20 protein-coding genes are annotated in these 19,750 nt (G+C 30.5%); 5 read left to right on the top strand and 15 right to left on the bottom strand.

Features of this window, described 5'->3' with window-relative positions:
• Positions 1-7: 7 nt before the first annotated feature.
• Positions 8-622 (bottom strand): arylesterase, encoded by a 615-nt coding sequence (locus AC5SML_RS02260; RefSeq protein ID WP_011281993.1) that lies wholly within the window; start codon positions 620-622, stop codon positions 8-10.
• Here AC5SML_RS02260 and AC5SML_RS02255 point away from each other — a divergent pair.
• Both AC5SML_RS02255 and AC5SML_RS02250 read left to right on the top strand, forming a co-directional pair.
• Entirely contained in the window at positions 621-1,286 is a 666-nt protein-coding gene (locus AC5SML_RS02255) for an ABC transporter ATP-binding protein (protein WP_011281992.1), read from the top strand. The genes AC5SML_RS02260 and AC5SML_RS02255 overlap by 2 nt on opposite strands.
• On the top strand, positions 1,222-3,807 hold the full coding sequence (locus AC5SML_RS02250) for an ABC transporter permease (protein WP_006997069.1): 2,586 nt from the start codon (positions 1,222-1,224) through the stop codon (positions 3,805-3,807). Before AC5SML_RS02255 ends, AC5SML_RS02250 begins: the two co-directional genes overlap by 65 nt.
• Here the strand turns inward: AC5SML_RS02250 and AC5SML_RS02245 are convergent, their stop codons facing one another.
• Genes AC5SML_RS02245 through xsc form a run of 4 tightly spaced genes read right to left on the bottom strand, consistent with a single transcriptional unit; the run spans position 3,808 to position 9,307 of the window.
• Positions 3,808-5,112, bottom strand: coding sequence for an NAD(P)/FAD-dependent oxidoreductase (locus tag AC5SML_RS02245; protein WP_011281990.1), 1,305 nt, complete (start codon positions 5,110-5,112; stop codon positions 3,808-3,810). It abuts the gene before it with no gap.
• 4 nt (positions 5,113-5,116) lie between these two features.
• On the bottom strand, positions 5,117-5,866 hold the full coding sequence (locus tag AC5SML_RS02240) for an SDR family NAD(P)-dependent oxidoreductase (protein ID WP_006997071.1): 750 nt from the start codon (positions 5,864-5,866) through the stop codon (positions 5,117-5,119).
• A 15-nt stretch (positions 5,867-5,881) separates the two neighbouring features.
• Complete coding sequence (locus tag AC5SML_RS02235; RefSeq protein WP_494617452.1) at positions 5,882-7,483, bottom strand: flavin-containing monooxygenase; 1,602 nt, start codon at positions 7,481-7,483, stop codon at positions 5,882-5,884.
• Positions 7,484-7,522: 39 nt separating this feature from the next.
• The gene (gene xsc / locus AC5SML_RS02230) at positions 7,523-9,307 is read right to left on the bottom strand and encodes a sulfoacetaldehyde acetyltransferase (RefSeq protein WP_494617451.1); all 1,785 of its coding nucleotides are present in this window, start codon (positions 9,305-9,307) and stop codon (positions 7,523-7,525) included.
• Between the two features lie 112 nt (positions 9,308-9,419).
• Between xsc and AC5SML_RS02225 the strand changes: the two genes are divergently transcribed.
• The 3 genes from AC5SML_RS02225 to AC5SML_RS02215 are packed head-to-tail and all read left to right on the top strand — an operon-like array spanning position 9,420 to position 11,968.
• Positions 9,420-9,704: a UxaA family hydrolase gene (locus AC5SML_RS02225; protein ID WP_006997074.1), complete on the top strand. Its 285-nt coding sequence runs from the start codon at positions 9,420-9,422 to the stop codon at positions 9,702-9,704.
• A gap of 5 nt (positions 9,705-9,709) precedes the next feature.
• Positions 9,710-10,876, top strand: coding sequence for a UxaA family hydrolase (locus tag AC5SML_RS02220; RefSeq protein WP_006997075.1), 1,167 nt, complete (start codon positions 9,710-9,712; stop codon positions 10,874-10,876).
• An 18-nt stretch (positions 10,877-10,894) separates the two neighbouring features.
• Positions 10,895-11,968: a YeiH family protein gene (locus AC5SML_RS02215; protein WP_271564761.1), complete on the top strand. Its 1,074-nt coding sequence runs from the start codon at positions 10,895-10,897 to the stop codon at positions 11,966-11,968.
• Here the strand turns inward: AC5SML_RS02215 and AC5SML_RS02210 are convergent.
• The 10 genes from AC5SML_RS02210 to AC5SML_RS02165 all read right to left on the bottom strand — a co-directional run bounded on the left by AC5SML_RS02210 (position 11,965) and on the right by AC5SML_RS02165 (position 19,750).
• Entirely contained in the window at positions 11,965-13,047 is a 1,083-nt protein-coding gene (locus AC5SML_RS02210) for a sulfite exporter TauE/SafE family protein (RefSeq protein ID WP_011281987.1), read from the bottom strand. The genes AC5SML_RS02215 and AC5SML_RS02210 overlap by 4 nt on opposite strands.
• 28 nt (positions 13,048-13,075) lie before the next feature.
• Positions 13,076-13,210, bottom strand: coding sequence for a hypothetical protein (locus tag AC5SML_RS02205; protein ID WP_011281986.1), 135 nt, complete (start codon positions 13,208-13,210; stop codon positions 13,076-13,078).
• Positions 13,211-13,278: 68 nt separating this feature from the next.
• On the bottom strand, positions 13,279-13,629 hold the full coding sequence (locus tag AC5SML_RS02200) for a hypothetical protein (RefSeq protein WP_011281985.1): 351 nt from the start codon (positions 13,627-13,629) through the stop codon (positions 13,279-13,281).
• Between the two features lie 18 nt (positions 13,630-13,647).
• Positions 13,648-15,507 carry an adenylyl-sulfate reductase subunit alpha gene (aprA, locus tag AC5SML_RS02195; RefSeq protein WP_006997080.1) on the bottom strand — a complete coding sequence of 620 codons (1,860 nt, stop codon included), beginning with the start codon at positions 15,505-15,507 and terminating at the stop codon, positions 13,648-13,650.
• Positions 15,507-15,977 carry an adenylyl-sulfate reductase subunit beta gene (gene aprB / locus AC5SML_RS02190; RefSeq protein WP_011281984.1) on the bottom strand — a complete coding sequence of 157 codons (471 nt, stop codon included), beginning with the start codon at positions 15,975-15,977 and terminating at the stop codon, positions 15,507-15,509. The genes aprA and aprB overlap by 1 nt, the downstream gene beginning before the upstream one ends.
• Positions 15,978-15,997: 20 nt before the next feature.
• Positions 15,998-16,792, bottom strand: coding sequence for a hypothetical protein (locus AC5SML_RS02185; protein WP_011281983.1), 795 nt, complete (start codon positions 16,790-16,792; stop codon positions 15,998-16,000).
• Between the two features lie 104 nt (positions 16,793-16,896).
• Positions 16,897-17,331 carry an HIT family protein gene (locus AC5SML_RS02180; protein WP_494617450.1) on the bottom strand — a complete coding sequence of 145 codons (435 nt, stop codon included), beginning with the start codon at positions 17,329-17,331 and terminating at the stop codon, positions 16,897-16,899.
• The gene (locus tag AC5SML_RS02175; RefSeq protein ID WP_041185785.1) at positions 17,300-18,070 is read right to left on the bottom strand and encodes an aminotransferase class IV; all 771 of its coding nucleotides are present in this window, start codon (positions 18,068-18,070) and stop codon (positions 17,300-17,302) included. The genes AC5SML_RS02180 and AC5SML_RS02175 overlap by 32 nt, the downstream gene beginning before the upstream one ends.
• Positions 18,033-18,590, bottom strand: coding sequence for an aminodeoxychorismate/anthranilate synthase component II (locus tag AC5SML_RS02170; protein ID WP_011281980.1), 558 nt, complete (start codon positions 18,588-18,590; stop codon positions 18,033-18,035). The genes AC5SML_RS02175 and AC5SML_RS02170 overlap by 38 nt, the downstream gene beginning before the upstream one ends.
• Entirely contained in the window at positions 18,587-19,750 is a 1,164-nt protein-coding gene (locus tag AC5SML_RS02165) for a chorismate-binding protein (RefSeq protein WP_494617448.1), read from the bottom strand. Before AC5SML_RS02165 ends, AC5SML_RS02170 begins: the two co-directional genes overlap by 4 nt.

Here is a 19,750-nt window from a genome sequence, read left to right as displayed (position 1 = left end):
CGATATACTATTTTTTTATAAAATTGATGATACTTTTTGTAAGTGTATCACTTATAATTATAGTTCCTTTTTCATTTGGGTGCATACCGTCTTCTTGATTAAGTTCAGGTTTTAAAGCAACTCCCTCTAATAAAAAAGGAATTAAATTTAACTCATATTTTTGAGCTAAACTTGGATAAATATTATCAAATTTTTTTTTATAACTAATTCCATGAGTTGTTGGTGCAATCATTCCTGCTAAAATTATTTCTATATTTTTTAATTTTGCTGTTTGAATAATTTTTTCTAAATTTTTTTCAGTCTCGATTGGGCTTATTCCTCTTAACATGTCATTAGCACCCAATCCTAAGATCATTAAGTCAATATTCGGTTGAGATAAAGACCATTCAACTCGATTTAATCCTCCAGCAGATGTGCTTCCAGATACACTTCCATCAATAATTCCAAGATCATAACCACTATCATTAAGGTTATTTTGAAGGACAATGGCTAAATGTTTTTCCTGTGGAAGACCATAGCCTGCCATTAAGCTATCACCAAATAAGATAACGTTTTCTAGAGCATTGACGTTTATGCTCACTAGACAGACGGCAATAATTTTAATAATAAATCTTTTAATCATGGATAGTCTTCTTAAGCTAAAAAACGTTAATCTTAAATACCAAACTGGTAATGATACTATTAAGGTTTTAAAGAATATTAATTTAGAAACTAAAAAAAATGAGTCTATTTCAATAGTGGGTGAAAGTGGATCTGGAAAAACTAGCTTAATCATGCTTGCTGGGGGACTAGAGAAAGCAACCTCTGGTAAGATATTTTTTGAAGATCAAGAAATATCTAAAATGAGTGAAGATGAAGTTTCTAAAATTAGAAGAAAAAATATTGGTATTGTTTTTCAATCTTTCTATCTTATTCCAAATTATACTGCTGTTGAAAATGTTGCTCTAACCTTAGAGTTAAATAATTTAAAAAACCCTACTGAACGAGCCAAAGAGTTGTTGGATCGATTTGGACTAAAAAATAGATTTAATAATTTACCTAGTCAACTTTCAGGTGGTGAACAACAACGTGTAGCAATTGCTAGAGCTATAGCCATGAAACCTAAGCTAATTTTGGCAGATGAACCTACGGGAAATTTAGATAGTGAAAATTCACAAATGATTGCAGATATTTTATTCAAATATATTAAAGAAGAAAAATCATCTTTAATTATGGTCACCCATGACCCAAAACTTGCAAATAAAGCAAAAAGAAAAATTAAAATCAAAGATGGAAAAATTGTCTAAGCTTTCAGAGTACAAGTTAACTTTGATATATGCCTTAAGAGACTTGAGTAGAAATTATAAAAAAATTTCTAGTATTATTCTAACACTTTTTATCAGCCTATTTATTTTAAGTTCAATTTTCACCATTGAAGATAGTTTGAATAAAGAATTAAATAATAATTCAAGAGCACTTTTAGGTGGAGATATTGAAATTGACTATAATCGTAATGTTGGCAACTTAGAATTAATTAACCAAGTTAAAGAATTTGCTACTGTTTCACAAATGGTTGAGTTTAGCACCATGATCTCAACTACCAACCAATCTAAAAATAAATCAATATTTTCTAGAATTAAAACAGTAGATCAAAATTACCCATTATTTGGCAAGGTAGGTTATGAACCAAGTGGTGCATTTGAAAAATTACAAACTATAGAGAATACAATCCTTGTTAATGAAAACATTTTCAAAAATCTCAATTTAAAAATTAATGATAAAATCAAAGTTCAAGATCAGTTATTTACTGTAATTGGTATCGTAAAATCAGTACCTGATATTGGGGGTGCTTTTGTATTTGGTGATTTTGCTTTAGCTGGCAAACAAACATTAGAATTATTAAAACTTAATAATCTAGGGAGCTTTTTAAATTATGAGTATAAAGTAAAATTTAATGAGGGAGATAATCCAAATACTTTATCTAAAAAAATTGAGCAGTTATTCAAAAATGAAAAGAAGGTTAGAATTAGATATCACGAAAAATCTGACGGTCCTTTAAAGAGAATAATTGATAATTTCTCTCAATTCTTATCTCTTGTATCAATCAGTGCAATGTTAATTGCAGGAATTGGAATTGCTAACACTCTACTTTCATTCATTAATCAGAATAATATGTCTATTGCAGTTAAGAAGTCTTTAGGCTTTTTCTCAAAGGATATAAAGATAGTCTACTATTTACAATTGCTCATTCTACTATTCATAATATCAACTGCCGCCTACTCTTTTAGTTTCTTTCTAGTCCCTATTGTTGATGTTTATCTGTCAGCTGGTCTTGGATTAAATATTGAAGGTAGTTTTTCTATTCTTAATTATTTCAAAGTTTTTTTAGTAGGGTTATTAGTATTAATCATATTTTCTATACCAACCATTAATGCAATTGATCAAGTTAAGGCATCAAACTTATTTAGAAATGTATTTCAAAACCTTCAATTTTATTATTCAAAAAAATCAATTCTTTTAAGTCTGTTACTATTATCAATTTTAATTTCTTTATTTACCATCGGTTCTGCTCGACCTGTTTATAGTTTGGGTTATTTTGGAGCTTTCTTTGTTTGTTTATTAGTCTTCTACTTATTATCAAACTTAATCATTAAATTGTTTAAAGGACTTAAAGAGCATCCAAATATTTCAATTAAAGTATCAGTTAAAAATATTACTCAAACTAAAAGTATTACCCCTATAACTATTATGTCTTTAGGTTTGGGGGTCACTTTACTATTAACTTTAGCTTTTGTAGGTTCAAATTTTAAAAGAGAAATTGCTAAATCTATACCAGAACTTGCGCCTGATTATTTTTTCATTGGTATTCAAAGTGATGAAAGACAAATATTTGAAGATTTAATTTTTGACATGGATAAAGAAGCTAACCTTGAAATTGTTCCAATGGTTTCAACAGGTATTGTAAAAATAAATGGAATAGATCCAAATACTTATATCGATTCAAGTAATGATAGCCACTGGGTGATCAGAAATGACAGAAGGTCTTCTTGGGCTGATAAAGTTTTAAAAGATAACCCAATTGTAGAAGGCAAATGGTGGGATCTAGATAGACCTGATAAACTTCAAATTTCACTTGATAGTAAAATTGCTAAAGATTTTGATATTAAAATTGGTGATATTTTTACTCTTAATATTTATGGACGTGAAATTGAAGGTGAAATAGTAAATTTTAGATTAGTAGACTACAGAGATTTTTCTATTAACTTTGCAATGTTATTAAATCCTCAATTTGCAAAAAATATACCTCACGAATATTTGGCTACTTCAAAGTTTAAAAGTTTAGAGAATTTTAACGAAACTGCTTTACTAGATAAAATGCCTAGTCTTTCTATTATAAAAATTACTGATTACTTGGAGAAAGTAACAGATCTTTTAAACAAAGTGTTTATTGCTGTAACCGTTATCTCTGCAATAACTATAGTCATTGGTTTAATTGTCATTTCAAGTGCAATTATAGTTCAGGGTAAAATTAAAGAATTTCAAAATTTAATATTCAAAATTTTAGGTTTTTCCAAAGTTGAGGTTATACTTTCTTCAATTATTGAGTTTTTTATAATATTCACATCCATAATTCTAATAGCTCTCTTTTTTGCGGTCATAGGTTCACAATTTATCATTGAAAATATTTTTCAAATCACTTGGAAGTTTGATTTAGCAATATTTTTACAGGTAACTATTGGAATTGGGCTTGCAACATTAATCTTAATTATGATTACTAATTTTAAGTATTTAAGCCCTAAAGTTTATCCACTTATAAGAAATCAATAACTACACATCAGATCGAGATCTAAACCTCTCAAACATCAATCTTGTTTTAACCCCAATATTTAAAAAAGGCTGAGGTGGAAGCCAAGTAGGTTTAGTTCTAGATTCTATTATATTAATTTCATCACTATTTTCATTACTTGCTTTAATTGCTATCTGTTCACCAAATAAAGTTCCAACTCCAATACCAGAACCGTTATAGCAGCCTGCCACAAAAACATTGTCTTCTACTTTTTCAAAAATTTGTGAACTATTTCTAGTTCTAGATACAACCCCAGACCAACTAGATTCAATAATATTATCTGCTAAACTTGGAAATCTTTTTTTTATTCCAAGTTTTTGAGTTAAAGATCTTTCATCCAACTCTGTTTTAGACATTTTAAAAGGACTATGAACTTCAGCAGTGTTTCTAATTAAAATTCTTTTATCTTTTGTCATTCTAATGGTTGCGCCCATTGGTCTAATAGGTAGCACACCCCACTCTCTAGGCTCACCAATAGACTTAAATTCTCTATCAGTTAATGGTCTTGTCATGCTTGCAGTTAAAGTTAAGGGAAAATTATAATTTTTTTTTACACCAAGTGATTTTAAAAAACCATTAGTACAAAAAATAATCTTTTTAGTAATTATTTGATGCTTATTAAATTTACAAATAATTCTATCAGTATTTTTTGCCCATTCATTTAGCTGAGAATTCTCAAGCAACTCAACATTATCAGGTAAGGTATCAATCATAGCTCTGACTAATTTTCCCGGATGCAATAACACTCCACCTTTGGTATAAAGGGCAAGGTTATAAAAATTTGTACCTAATCTTTTACTTAAATCATCTTTTTCTAAAATATTATGTCCGAAGTTTAATTTTGACAAAGTTTTACTAAAATTTTCTAATATCTTTCTATCTTTTTGATTTGATGAGGCAAAATATTTTCCACTTTCATTCCAATCACAATCTACCTGATGTTCTTTAATAAACTTTTTTACAACATCAATTCCCAATTTATAAATGTCTGTTTTCTTTCTATATTTAGAAAGTTCTTTGTTAGACGTGAAACCATCATTAAGTGTAGTATCAACTAAATAACCAGAGTTCCTTCCACTTGCACCCTCACCTGCTAATTGGGCATCTACAACAATAATTTTTTGATCTGGATGAAGTTCTGATAATTTTCTAGCAGCAGACAAACCTGTATAACCAGCACCTACTATTAACCAGTCACAAGATTTATCTTTATCTAAATTTTTTATATTAGATCTTCTATCAAGGTCACTAATCCAGCTACAGCCTAAGTCGTTTACTATCCTCATATTTTTAGTATGTTGCTCTTCCGCCCGTAAGATCATAAACGGCACCAGTAGCAAAAGAATTTTCTTCACTAGAAAGCCAGGAAACTAAAGAGGCTAACTCTTCAACTTTAGCAAATCTTTTTCTAGGAATTTTTGAAAGCATATAGTCTATAAATTCAGGTTCCATTTCATCAAAAATTCTTGTTTTTGCAGCTGCAGGTGTAACACAATTAACAGAAATATTTTTATCAGCTAATTCTTTTCCTAAAGATTTAGTTAAAGCGATAGTTCCAGCTTTAGCAGAACTGTAACATGCTGCAGTTGGGTTTCCTTCTTTTCCAGCATTTGATGAAATGTTAACAATTCTTCCATAATTATTTTTAATCATGTGAGGAACAACAGCCTTACAGCAGTAGTATGTTGCTGTTAAATTAATTTTTAAAATCTTTTCCCATTCATCAATTGGGTAATCCCATGTATTTGCATTTATCCCATGGTATCCAGCGTTGTTAACAAAAATATCTATCTTATTACAAATCTTTAAAACTTGTTTGATGCCTTCTTTAACTTTTTTATAATTTGTTATATCAATTGGAAAAGCATAACATTTCTTTGAATTTATAATTTTTATTGCGTCTTTAGTAGCTATTGAATCTATATCCCAAATTACAACAGTTGCACCAGATTCTATAAAGCGTTTTGAAATAGCCAATCCAAAACCTTGAGCTCCTCCAGTTACTACTGCAATTTTATTTTTTAAATCAATTTTATTCATAATTATTAAATAATTTTAATGCTTATCAAAATTAAAACCTTCATAGTTTTTTAAAACAATGTCTTCACAAATCTTTTTATACTTTGGGAGTCCAGATGGGTAAGGCATAAAAACTTTGGGTTTTCCTTCAATATTACCACCATACAACCATGAGCTTTTAGACTCTGGTATTAATGTTTCTTCTACAGCTTTATCAATTACCCCTCTCCACTTTAAAGAATAATCATTATTAGTTTCAATTGTTGAATATTTATTTTTTTCCATATGTGAAATACAATCAGTTATAAACTCGACATGTTGCTCTATAGCCATTGGAACATTTGTTAATACTGAGGGACTTCCAGGTCCGGTAATGGTAAAAAAATTAGGAAATCCAGGTATCTGTAGACCTAAATAAGTTAATGGACCATTTTTCCATAATTCACTTAGTTTGATATTATTTTTACCCACCATATCAATTGATAATAGTGCACCTGTAATAGCGTCATACCCTGTTGCAAATACAATTATATCAAATTCATAGTTATTTTCTATGGTGCTGATTCCAGTTTCAGTAATTTCTTTTATTGAGTCTTTCGAGATATCAATTAATTCGACATTATCTTTATTAAAAGTTTCATAATAATCAGTATTTAAAGTTGGTCTTCTAGTTGCAAATGGATATTTAAAATCTGTCACAACTTTAGCATAATATTTATTTAGCATTGTTGTCTCTACCTTTTCTTTAATAAAATTAACAATTGTTTTATTAGCATCCAAATTTGTTGTTATATCTTTAAAAAGACCGCGAAAACCCAACCCACCCTTTTGCCACCCGTTTTCATAAATTTTTTTTCTATCTTCATTACTGACATCAAAAGTGGACTGACTTGAAAAATGAAAAGCGTGACCAGTTGGTGTTGACTTAATTAAATCTCTAATTTCTTGATAATTATCTTTTATCTTTTTCTTATATTTATCATTAACAATTTCATTTCTTGCTGGAATACTAAAATTTGGTGATCTCTGAAAAATTGAAAGCTTCTTTGCTGATTTAGCTATCTCGGGTGCCAACTGTATTCCAGTAGAACCAACACCAATTTGTGCAACTCTTTTATTTTTAAAATCTACACCAGTATGAGGCCATTTTCCTGTATGGTACCATTTACCTTTAAATTTTCTTAAACCATTTATTTTTGGAATGTTTGCTGCTGATAAACAGCCAACAGCACTAATTAAATATTTGCATAAAAAAGTTTTGTCTTTATTGGTTTTGATGTTCCATAAATTACTTTTTTCATCGAAATGTGCTTTAATAACTTTATTATCAAAAAGCATATCTTTTTTTAAACTTAATTTTTCAACAACATAATTTAAATATTCTAATATGATGTCTTGCTTTGAATATCTTTCTGGCCATGACCAATTTTCAAATATCTCTTTTGAAAATGTAAAGTTGTAAGTATGACTTTCTGAGTCACATCTGGCCCCTGGATATCTATTCCAATACCAAGTACCACCTAAGTCCTTACCTGACTCAATTACTAGAGTGTTAAGTTTTAATTTATCTCTTAAGCTATGTAATTGATAAATACCTGAAAAGCCTGCACCAATTATTATAGCATCATAACTAACCATAATAGAATATTATGGTATTTTATTTGATATTAAAACAATTTATGAAACTAGCGAAGGTTGCTTGATCATGTCTTCTTTTTTGATCCCTGCAACTTTAACTGGTCTTTTCATAGCATCTCTTCTGAAAGGCTCTCCCAGTTCTTGGTTAAGAATTACTTCAATAAATGTTGTAATCCCTTTCTTTTGATCTTCACATGATTGCTTGATAGCAACAGTAGTCTCTTCCATGGTTCGAACAGTGACACCTTTTAATCCACAAGCATCAGCAACTTTTGCATAACTTAATTCTGGATCAAGCTCTGTTCCAACGAAGTTATCATCAAACCATAAAGTAGTATTTCTTTTTTCAGCACCCCATTGGTAATTTCTAAAGATTACCATTGAAATTGCTGGCCATTCTGGTCTAGCACATGAGCTCATTTCGTTCATGCTAATACCAAATGCACCGTCACCTGCAAAACCAATTACTGGTGTATCAGGACATCCAATTTTTGCTCCAAGAATTGCTGGAAAACCGTAACCACAAGGACCAAATAATCCTGGTGCTAAATATTTTCTACCTTTTTCAAATGTTGGATAAGCATTTCCAATTGCACAGTTATTACCAATATCACTTGAGATAATTACATCATCAGGCATACCTGCTTGAATTGCTCTCCATGCTTCTCTAGGAGACATTCTATCTGCATCTCTTTTTCTTGCTTCTGCATTCCAAACTGTACCTTCATCATCATCTTCGTGATCTAAACTTGATAACTCTTGTAACCAAGCAGATTTAGTTTGGTGAATTGTATTTTTTCTCTCTTCTCTATTTGTATCTCCTGCTGTTGAAGAAAGTTGAGCTAAAATTTGTTGTGATACTAATTTTGCATCCCCACAAATACCAACTGTGACTTTTTTAGTTAAACCAATTCTATCTGAATTCATATCAACTTGAATGATACTTGCATCTTTAGGCCAGTAATCCATTCCATAACCTGGTAATGTTGAGAAAGGATTTAATCTTGTACCAAGTGCAAGAACAACATCAGCTTTCTTAATTAATTCCATTCCAGCTTTTGATCCGTTATACCCTAAAGGTCCAGCTGCTAATGGGTGACTTCCTGGAAAACTATCATTATGTTGATACCCTGAACAAACTGGAGCATCTAATTTCTCAGCTAATTTTTTACAATCTTCAATTGCCCCACCAATTACAACACCTGCGCCAGATAATATTACTGGAAACTTAGCGTTTGACAATAAGTCCGCTGCTTTTTTAATTGCATCAACACCACCTGCTTGTCTTTCAAGTCTAACAATTGGAGGAAGATCAATGTCAATTACTTGTGTCCAATAATCTCTTGGAACATTTATTTGTGCTGGAGCTGATCCTCTGATTGCTTTTTCAATTACTCTATTTAATACTTCTGCCATTCTTGAAGGGTCTCTAACTTCTTCTTGATAGCAAACCATATCTTTAAATAAGTTCATTTGTTCTACTTCTTGAAAACCACCTTGACCCATAGTTTTGTTAGCAGCTTGAGGTGTTACTAATAATAATGGTGTGTGGTTCCAGTATGCAGTTTTAATTGGTGTTACAAGACCGGTAATTCCAGGACCGTTTTGAGCAATAACCATTGACATTTTTCCAGTAGATCTTGTGTAACCATCAGCAATTAATCCACCGTTTGTTTCATGAGCAACATCCCAAAAAGTAATTCCAGCGTCAGGAAAGATATCTGAAATAGGCATAAAAGCTGAACCGATAATTCCGAATGCATGTTCAATTCCATGCATTTGTAAAACTTTTACAAAAGCTTCTTCTGTTGTCATTTTAGTCATAATAATTAGGCCTTCCTGCTTAAGTTGTTAAAAAAATCTATAAATAATTTGTTAATTTTTAAGATTAATATATAAGATTTAAAAAATTTCAAACAAACAAATCGACACAATTATGGCTACAGATATTATTATACACGACGAAAAAGACAACGTAGGAGTAGTTGTTATTGATAAAATTACTCCAAAACAAGATTGCGCATGTTGGATTATGGAGAATGATAAAACAGTTCAAATTCAATCAGTAGATGAAATTCAATTAGGACATAAAATTGCAATGGTTGACCTTAATGAAGGTGATACTATTTTAAAATATGGTCATGATATTGGAAAAGTAGTTAAATCAATCAAAAAAGGTGAGCATGTTCATGTTCACAATGTAAAAACGAAGAAGTGGTAAAAAATATGGAAATTCCAAAAAGTTTTTTAGGTTATAAAAGAGAAAATGGCAGAGTTGGTACTAGAAATCACGTAATCATCTTACCTGTAGATGATATCTCTAATGCTTGTGCTGAAGCTGTAGCAAATAATATTAAAGGTACGATTGCCCTTCCACACTCTTATGGAAGACTTCAATTTGGTGCTGATTTAGATCTACACTTTAGAACAATGATTGGGACTGGAAAAAACCCTAATGTTGCTGCTGTAATTGTCATTGGAATTGAACCTAAATGGACAAAAAGAATTGTTGATGAAATTGCTAAAACTGGAAAACCAGTTGAAGGATTTCATATTGAAAGAACTGGTGATATTGGAACAATCATGAAGGCTTCTAAAAAAGCTCAAGAATTTGCAATGTGGGCTTCTGAAAAACAAAGAGAAGAGTGTCCTTTAAGTGATTTATGGATTTCAGTTAAATGTGGTGAATCTGATACAACATCAGGTCTTGCTGCTAACCCAACAGTTGGAAACTTAATGGATAAATTAGAGCCATTAGGAGTTCATTTATGTTTTGGTGAAACCTCAGAATTAACTGGTGCTGAAAAAGTTTGTGCTACACGTGGTGCCACTCCAGAAGCTTCAGAAAAATTCATGAAAACTTGGAGCGATTACAACGACTTTATTTTAAAAGAAGCAACAGATGATCTTTCCGAAAGTCAACCAACTGCAGGAAATATAGCAGGTGGATTAACTACAATTGAAGAAAAAGCATTTGGAAATTTCCAAAAAATTGGAAATTGTAAGTTTATTGATGTTTTAGAGCCAGCTGAAGAACCTACTAAAGGAAAAGGATTATACTTTATGGATACTTCATCCGCTGCAGCAGAGTGTATTACACTTCAAGCAGCTGCTGGATTTAACATTCACTTATTCCCAACAGGTCAAGGTAATATCGTAGGTAATCCAATTGAACCTGTTGTTAAGTTAACTGCCAACCCATTAACTGTAAAAGGTATGGGTGAGCATATTGATTGTGATGTATCAAAAATTCTATCTCGTGAAATGAATTTATCACAAGCTGGTGATGAATTAATCAAATCAATGATTAGAGTTGCTAACGGTAGATTAACTTGTGCTGAAGCTTTAGGTCATAAAGAGTTTGTTATGACTAAACTTTACAGAAGTGCTTAAAAATTTATCTATAAAGTAATGTTATTTAAAAAATATCTGGTCATTTTGCCAGGTATTGTTTTAGCGTTTGTTCTCTACAGTTTATCTCAAGGATTTAATAATATTATTGGTATTGAATTATTAGGTTACGATAAAAGTCCAATATCGACAGCCATGATTGCTATTTTACTTGGAATGCTTTTTGGAAATATATTCAAAATGAGAGATAACTTTGTAAAGGGTTTGGACTTTACTCAATCATATATTCTCAAACTTGGAATAATTTGTTTAGGAATTCAATTAAAACCTTTTGAGTTTTTAGAATTTGGAGCTGTGGCTATACCTTTAATTATAATTTGTATTGTAACAGTACTAATAGTTATAAAACTGTTAATTAAAAAACTTAAAATCCCAACAAGAATGGCTTACTTAATATCTATTGGTAGCACAGTTTGTGGGACAACAGCAATTATGGCAACTGCTCCAGTAATTGGTGCAAAAAAAAATGAAGTATCATATGCAATTGCTAACATCACTTTGTTTGGAATTTTATCGATGCTTATATATCCTTATTTTGCTAATTATTACTTTGATGCTGAACCAATGTTTGTTGGTTTATTTTTAGGTACATCAATTCATGAAACATCGCAAGTTGCTGCAGCTGGACTTATTTACGATCAACAGTTTAACAGCCCAGAAACATTGAATATTGCAACAGTCACAAAATTAATAAGAAATACTTTTTTGGTAATAATGATTCCATTATTTGCATTTCTTTATAATAGAAACAATGTTGTTAAAAAAAATTACTCAATATTGGCTATTTTCCCTTATTTTGTAATAGGTTTTGTAGCTATGATAATTTTAAGAAATATTGGGGATCAATTTTTTTTAAACTCATATAATAATTTATGGCTAGAGACAGTTGATATTATCAAATCATCTTCAAAAGTATTTTTAACAATGGCAATGGCTGCTATTGGTTTATCTACAAATCTGAGAGATCTTAAAAGCATGGGTTACAAACCTTTTTTAGTCGGATTTATAGGGATGGCGACAGTAGGTTTGGTAAGTATTTTGAGTATAGAATTCTATATTAACTTTTTAAACTAAGACTTCTTCAGTAACATCTTTTTTTTGAAATTAGAGAAAATACGTCTAATAAGAGCAGCACCTACACCCAACAGAATTGCAAACATAATTGAAAATAACCCGTAAAAGAATGGCATGTCTTCTGAAAATTCTAAAATAAATAATGAGAAAAAATTCAAATCTGCATTTAAAACTTGTATTATTTCTTTTTCAGTTTGTTCTGCAAAAAAAGTTTCATAGGCAATAGCTATTCCAACTATCAATAATAAAATTGCCAGTAATGCTTTTAAACCAGAACTATCAATTTTTTCACCAAGTTTCTGTCCCGCTTGAACCCCTACAATTGATCCAATAACTAACATAAATACCAACATTAAATCTATAGAACCAAAATTAATTGAATGCAAAAAAGTAACTATGACACTGACAAAAATTGTAACAAACAAAGAAGTTCCTGGAACTAATTTTGTTGGCATTTTAATTATATAAATCATTGCGGGTACTAATATAAAAGCACCACCTATCCCCATTATAGCGGCAATAAATCCTACAACTAAACCAATTATAATTGGAGTAAAAATACTTTCGTATAATTTTGATTTTGGAAACCTCATTCTTAATGGAAGACCATGTATCCAATAATGAACGTGTAATTTTTTTTTAACTACAAGATTTCTTTTTGCTCTGTCTATTTCTCTAAGACTTTCAACCAACATTAATGTACCAATAATTGCAAGTATATACATGTAGGCTAAAGAAATAACCGTATCAATCTTTCCAATACCTTTAAAATATGTAAAAGTATAAATACCTAAAGCTGTTCCAATTGATCCACCAATTACAATCATAAGACCCATTTTGTAATCTAAAGTATTTTTTAAATAATGAGTTGTTGATCCTGATACTGATGTTGCAAGAATATTGTTAGCTTCATTTGCAACCGCATATGCAGGTGGCACACCTAAAAAAATTAAGAATGGCGTCATTAAAAAACCACCACCAACACCAAATAAACCAGAAAGTACTCCAACGATTGCACTCAATAAAAGTATTTCAATCGGGTTAACAAATACTTGAGCTATTGGTAAAAATACATCCATAAAAAATTATTAGTTGTTAAAAAACAAACTAATTAAATGTGATAAAAGTTCCAACTAAAATAACACCCCAATAAGCAGCTAAGCTAACAAAGATACCTGTTTTGATAATAGTTGCCTTAAAATCTAAAATTTTTTTTAATATTTTTATGTTGGAAATTGACATTACAACCGTCAATACACCCAGTTAATTATTTGTCAAATAAATATTTAATATAAAGTGATTTTTTTTTATTAGTAGATTGTTGCTCCAAAAACCTTAACATCATCACCCTCGATACCAAGAACCAATCTACCAAGGAACTCACCTTCAATCTCTTTACTTCTTTGTTTAAATAGAACGGTGATGTTTTGACCTCGTCTTAAACAACCAAATGCTTGGTAGTCTTCTTTTAGGCTTGTTAAAAGTTTATTATTAGCCCACTGTTTTCCAAGCTCTACTTCATTTGCTCCAAATAACATTTGAGTTCCAAAATCTTTAGTAAAACCACCATAATCTTTCATATTGGAAGTTTTAACAAGATTATCCCAAATAGGATTAGCAATTGCTATAATCTCATCATCAGATTTCTCTAAAAGACTCATAATTTAAGTTTAACTGTTTTAAGAAGCTTTTTTCTTCTCGTTCTCGTCAACTATGTGGTAAACCGGCACTTTCTCAAGAGAGAATTTACCAGTTTTAGGATCACGTCTAGAAACTGTTAAACAATGCCAATTATCATCATCAAGTTTCATATGATCACCTCTATAATAGTAACCAGGCCAACGTGTTTCTTCACGGAACATAGTGTGTTCAGTTACACATTGAGAAGTTAAAGCTCTGTGTTTTAATTCCCAAGCTCTCATAAGTTGGTGCAAATCTTCAGCTCCTACTTTTTCTAAATCTTCCTCTAACCAAGCAAGTAATTCTAGGCCTCTTTTAAGCATATTACCATTTGTCATGTAGTTAGTTGCAATACCTCCAACATATTCGTCCATAATTCTTTGTAAACGTTGAAGACCTTGAATAGGAGAAATATAACTTGGTGAAACTGTTCCACCTGTGATCTCATTTTGAGCTACTTGGTATGTCTCTAAAGGTTTGAATACAGCAGTTTTAAAGTCTTCACATTGTTTATCAGTAACTTTAATACCTTCTGCTTTTTTATCTTGAATATATTTAACAGCAGCTTTTGCAGCTAAACGACCTTCGGTAAACGATCCAGAAGAAAACTTATGGGCACTTCCACCTACAGTATCACCTGCACCAAAAAGACCATCAATTGTTAACATTCTGTTATAACCCCAGAAATATTCTGGTGGAGATAAATCTTCAGGTCCACTAACCCAAGCTCCAGAGCATGTTGCATGAGAACCCATAACATATGGCTCAGATGTAGTTAATTCTGGATTTGTGTATTTAGGATCTATGTTTTGAGATGCCCAAACAACAGCTTGACCAACGGTCATACCTAAAAAGTTTTCCCAACCAACTGTTTCTAAATGTGGATCTTGGAATGCTTCAGTAGTCACCATATGAATAGGTCCACCGCCTGCAATAGTTTCTTGTATAAATGCATGGTTTCTTAAACATGTTGGTGTTGGATGGTGATCAATATACTCACCAACTAATTCTTTAGTTTGGTCATACCATTTCTTTTCATAATTCTCTCCATTTGCATTTTGAGTATATGTTTTAAGGTGCAAGAAATATGCTCCAACTGGACCATAACCATCTTTAAATCTACATAACACAATTCTGTTTTCCATTTGTGTCATTTTAGCTCCAACAGCGATAGGTAATGCATAAGCTGAACCATTACTCCATGGTGCATACCAAGTTCTTCCCATTCCTTCTCCGACTGCTCTTGGTTTGAAAATGTGAGATGCTCCACCTGCTGCAACGATTACAGTTTTTGCTCTAAATACATGGAAATCACCAGTTCTCATATTAAAACCAACAGCTCCACCTACTCTATTTTCTTGAGCCTCATCCATTAAAAGATGAGTAATCATTATTCTATTGTAAATTTTATCAGCTGATTTTTTTGCAGCCTCTGCAACGATTGGCTTATAACTTTCACCATGAATCATGATCTGCCATTTACCTTCTCTAAGGTAACGACCTGTTTTTTCATTCTTCATCATTGGTAGACCCCACTCATCAAACATATGAACAGTTGAATCAACGTGACGAGCCATGTCATAACCTAAATCTTCTCTAACCATACCCATCAAATCATTACGTGCATATCTTACGTGATCTTCAGGTTGGTTTTCACCCCACTGCATACCCATATAACAGTTAATAGCGTATAAACCTTGAGCAACCGCTCCACTTCTATCGATGTTAGCTTTTTCAACACAAATAATTTTCATGTCTCTTCCCCAGTGCCTAGCTTCAAAAGTAGCACCAGTTCCAGCCATTCCACCACCAACAACTAGAACATCGCAATCTTCAAAATGTGTTTTATGCTTAGCCATTAGTAGTAAACCCCTTTTTTAAATGAATCTTTTGGTACTACCGGTAATTTACCATCAATATTTAAACCATTAGGCTCGGTGTAAAGCATTTGAGAATTGATCTCACCTTGATTAGGTTTTTCACCTTCTGCTAATTTAGGAATAAATTTTCCCCAAGGTTTTGTTGTAATTGGAGATACAAAATCTTTTGTAGTTCCATTTCTAAATTTAATTTTCCAAGAAATAGTTCCTTTTTCTTCTTCACGTCTAACTCTTACACTGTGACCCATAGGAGCAAAGTCAGCATAACCACGAACATCAATTGCATGATTAGGACAAGCTTTTACACAAGAATAACATTCCCAACAAAAATTTGGTTCAATATTTACTGCTCTTCTAATATTTTCATCGATGTGCATTATATCTGATGGACAAATATCCACACAGTGACCACATCCATCACATCTCGTCATGTATACAAAAGTTGACATATTATTTTACCTCTCTCTTTTTAATAATGTTTTGGTTGTTCTCTTTTAATTCCTAGTCCAAATTGTTTTGGTGCATCTGCAAGTGGAGGAAGATTGTCTCTTGATCCGTCAGCTTCTGCTAAGTTTTTTTGGATTGCTGCACCAGGTTTATAAAACATATGTGCAAATTTTGACCAATAAACTCCCCCAAATAAAACAATGTTTGAGGTAATAAATAAAATTAAAAATAAATATCCTAATCCAGCTGATCCTGAAGATTGAAAGTATGACCAAGCAAGTCCAGTAGTAGCACATGCAAGAAGTGCTAAAACAAATAAGTCAGCTTTAATAATTCTATACCAAGGATGAGCTTCGGCTAACACATCCACTCTTAAAAATAACCAAAACCAATATCCACCTACACAAGTCATAATTGCTCCGACATGCCAAATTATAGGCCAAACTGTCGGTGTGGTAGTTCCTTGTGCTGTATAACAAAAAACCATTACAACAGATGCAACCCAAAATAAAATAGTTCCATACATTCCCATAACGTGTGCAACTCTTCTTTTACCAGCTCCAAGCTCTGCAGTAGTTGCGATATCATGAGCTACAGTTTTTAAAATAATTGATGTTTTTTCTCCAGCTCCTAATTCTCTTTCAGCTGCTAATTTTGCTTTTTTTGCATTATTAAAAAAGTAAGTTACATTTTTATGATGGATCATCTGAACTATTGTTCCAATAATAATTAAAGCAATCATAGCTAAAACAAAAAATTGTATGGCTGCAGGAGATATTGTTTCAGCTAAAACTGAAAAAGGGTTAATTGACATCATAATTAGTAATACCTTTATTTAGAATCTATGTTGATTGTGATTATTTAGTACAGATGAAATAATAGATCAACCGTTTTGTATGGGTTATTTTACCATATAAGATTTTACACCTTACGCTTGTAATGCTGTTTCTTTGGTATAACCGACCGAACTCCTCCTTGTGGGTTATCAACATCGCCTTCTCTACGAGGAATTAGATGAATATGACAATGCAAGATTGATTGTCCAGCAATAACTCCAGCATTTGTTCCAATATTAAAACCTTTAACTGCCGGATCTTTTAACAATATTTCCTCTTTAATTTGTTTGATTAAATTATTGCAAGCAATCACTTCATCGTCATTTAAATCAAAATAATCCACAACATGCCGTTTTGGAATAATTAAACAATGGAATTCGGACACTGGATATGTGTCATAACTAGCATAAGCCAAATCATTTTCAGCAACTAGTCCACTTTGTTTGGAGTTGCAGAATAAACAAGGATTATTTGGGTCAAACATAATTTTATCTATAGATAGAGCATTTGTTAACTTCATTTTTATAAAAATTAGATAGTTTTTTATAAAATTTAAAACTTTTTCTCTTCCACTTGATTTCATTAATATTTTTTATTGAAGCAACACCTTTTCCAGAACCAATGAGAAGAATTTCACTAAATTCAGATAAAGTTTTTATCAATATATCTTTGTTAATAATCTTACCTAATTTTTTATTAAAAAATTTATAGGTAATGCCCTTATAAATATTATTAATTGGAGAGTACACTTTATCATCTTTTATAAACAGCATATTTGAAGTTCCACTTTCTAAAATTGTATTCTTGTAACAAAGACCAACATCTGAAGTGGTATTATCCATTTTAGATAAATGCTTTAATATAAAGTTATATTTAAGATTTTTAAATTTAGGGTCAAATCGTTTGTGACGGATAAGCTTTAAATTAAAATTTAATTTAGGAGTTTTTCTGTTTCTCAAAGAAATTGATATCATCTTTTTATTCACTGCAACTCTAAGAAGATGATTATAAGATCTTTTTTTATCAATATTCAGTTTGATTAATTTAAGAATATTTTTTTCAAGATTTGGGTTATTTAATTTATAAACTTTTAAAGATTTTATTAAATTTTTAATATGTTTTTTAAAAAAAAGTATTTTAGCAGGTTTTCCAAAAATCCACATTGTAGTGAATACACCATTATCCCCCCAAAGATCTTTAAAATTAATCTCTTTGTAAGTTTTATGCTGATAAGATTTTTTTAATAAGTAAGTTACCATTTTCAGTTAAAAAAGATTCAGGATGAAATTGAAAGCCAAATATTTTCTCTTTATTATTTTCTATTGTCATTGCTGTATTTGAAATAGCACACCTCATTGTAATTTCAAAATTTTTTGCAGCAAACGGCTCTTTTAATTTTAGAGAGTGATATCTACCTACAGTAAATTGACTATTTTTTTTAAACAATGAATTTTTGCTAGTTACTTTTATTTTAGATTGGAAACCATGGTAAATCTTTTTTTGTTCAACTATTTTTCCATTTTCACAATGAAGAATTTGTTGAAACCCAAGACAAATTCCAATAATTTTTTTTTTACCTTTAAATTTTTTATAAATCTCAGAACTAATTGGATAATCTTTTGGAGCACCTGGACCTGGTGAAAAAACAATAATATCTGCTTTTTTTAATTTATTTTGATTTATTTCATTAAAATTAGTGCAAACAACTTCATCAAAATTTTGAAATTGATGTACTACGTTTTGAGTAAAAGAGTCATGATGATCGATAATGTATATCATTTATAAAGATCCATTAATGACTTTGCTTTAATATAATTTTCATTAAATTCATGAGCTGCATTACTGTCAATTACAACACCAGATGCCACAGAAATTTCCGATTTACCTTTAAAATTTAATATTGATCTAATAATGATATTAAACCTCATATCTCCATTGAACTTTAAGTAACCAAAGCTACCTGTATAAATATTTCTACTTTGTTTTTCCTGTTTGTTTAACAAATTTAATGTACTAATTTTAGGACATCCTATTACAGATCCTCCCGGCATCATTGCCTTTATAATCTCTAATGAGGTAACTCTATTTTTGAGTTGTCCTCCAATTAAACTCACATAATGATAAAGATCTTTATATTCTTCAACTATCTTTTTTTTAAAAATTTTTACTGAACCTGGTTTACAAATTTTAGATAAGTCATTTCTTTCCATATCAACAATCATGTTGTGTTCTTTGGATTCTTTTAAGTTTTTTCTAAAAAAAGTAAGGGCTTTATTTTTATTTAATTTTTTAGTTTTCTTTAAAGTGCCTGCAATTGGTTTTGTTGTTATAAAATTATTTTTTTTTGTTATCAAATTTTCAGGAGAACAACTTATTATTGAATAATTTTTATCCTTAATCATAAATGCTTCAGGCGCCATATTGCTTTTTACAAGTCTACTAAAAAAATCTAAAGCATCTATTTTTGATTTATTACTATATTTAGTACAAATTTTAATCTGATATGTTTCTCCAGATTTTATTTTCTTTTTAAATTTATCAAATATTACCTTATAGGATTTTTTATTAATATTTATTTTGAATAAATCATTAGAATTTAATGATCTTGTTTTTTTATACTCAAGGTTGTTTGGAAGTTTTATTTTTGTTTCAGGTTTATAAAATATGCCTTTAGGGAAATTTATTGTTTTTTGTTTTTTTATTTTTACTTCAATTAAATTATTTAATATTTCATAGCCAAAAAAACCAATAAACAGATCAGTTTCTTTATAAGGAAGTTTTAACCTATTATTTTCGTTAATAAATTTTTCAATATTATTATTGTTTAAAATAATCTTTTTTGAAAAGTCTGTATAAAGATCAAACCCTTTATCTGATTTATAGATTATAAAGGGTTTCTTTGAATTATTTAAATCCAGTAAGTAGTTTTTCTTATTCAA

Source organism: Candidatus Pelagibacter sp. PS_17, from assembly GCF_059417945.1.
This window is presented reverse-complemented; position numbering and strand designations above follow the sequence as displayed.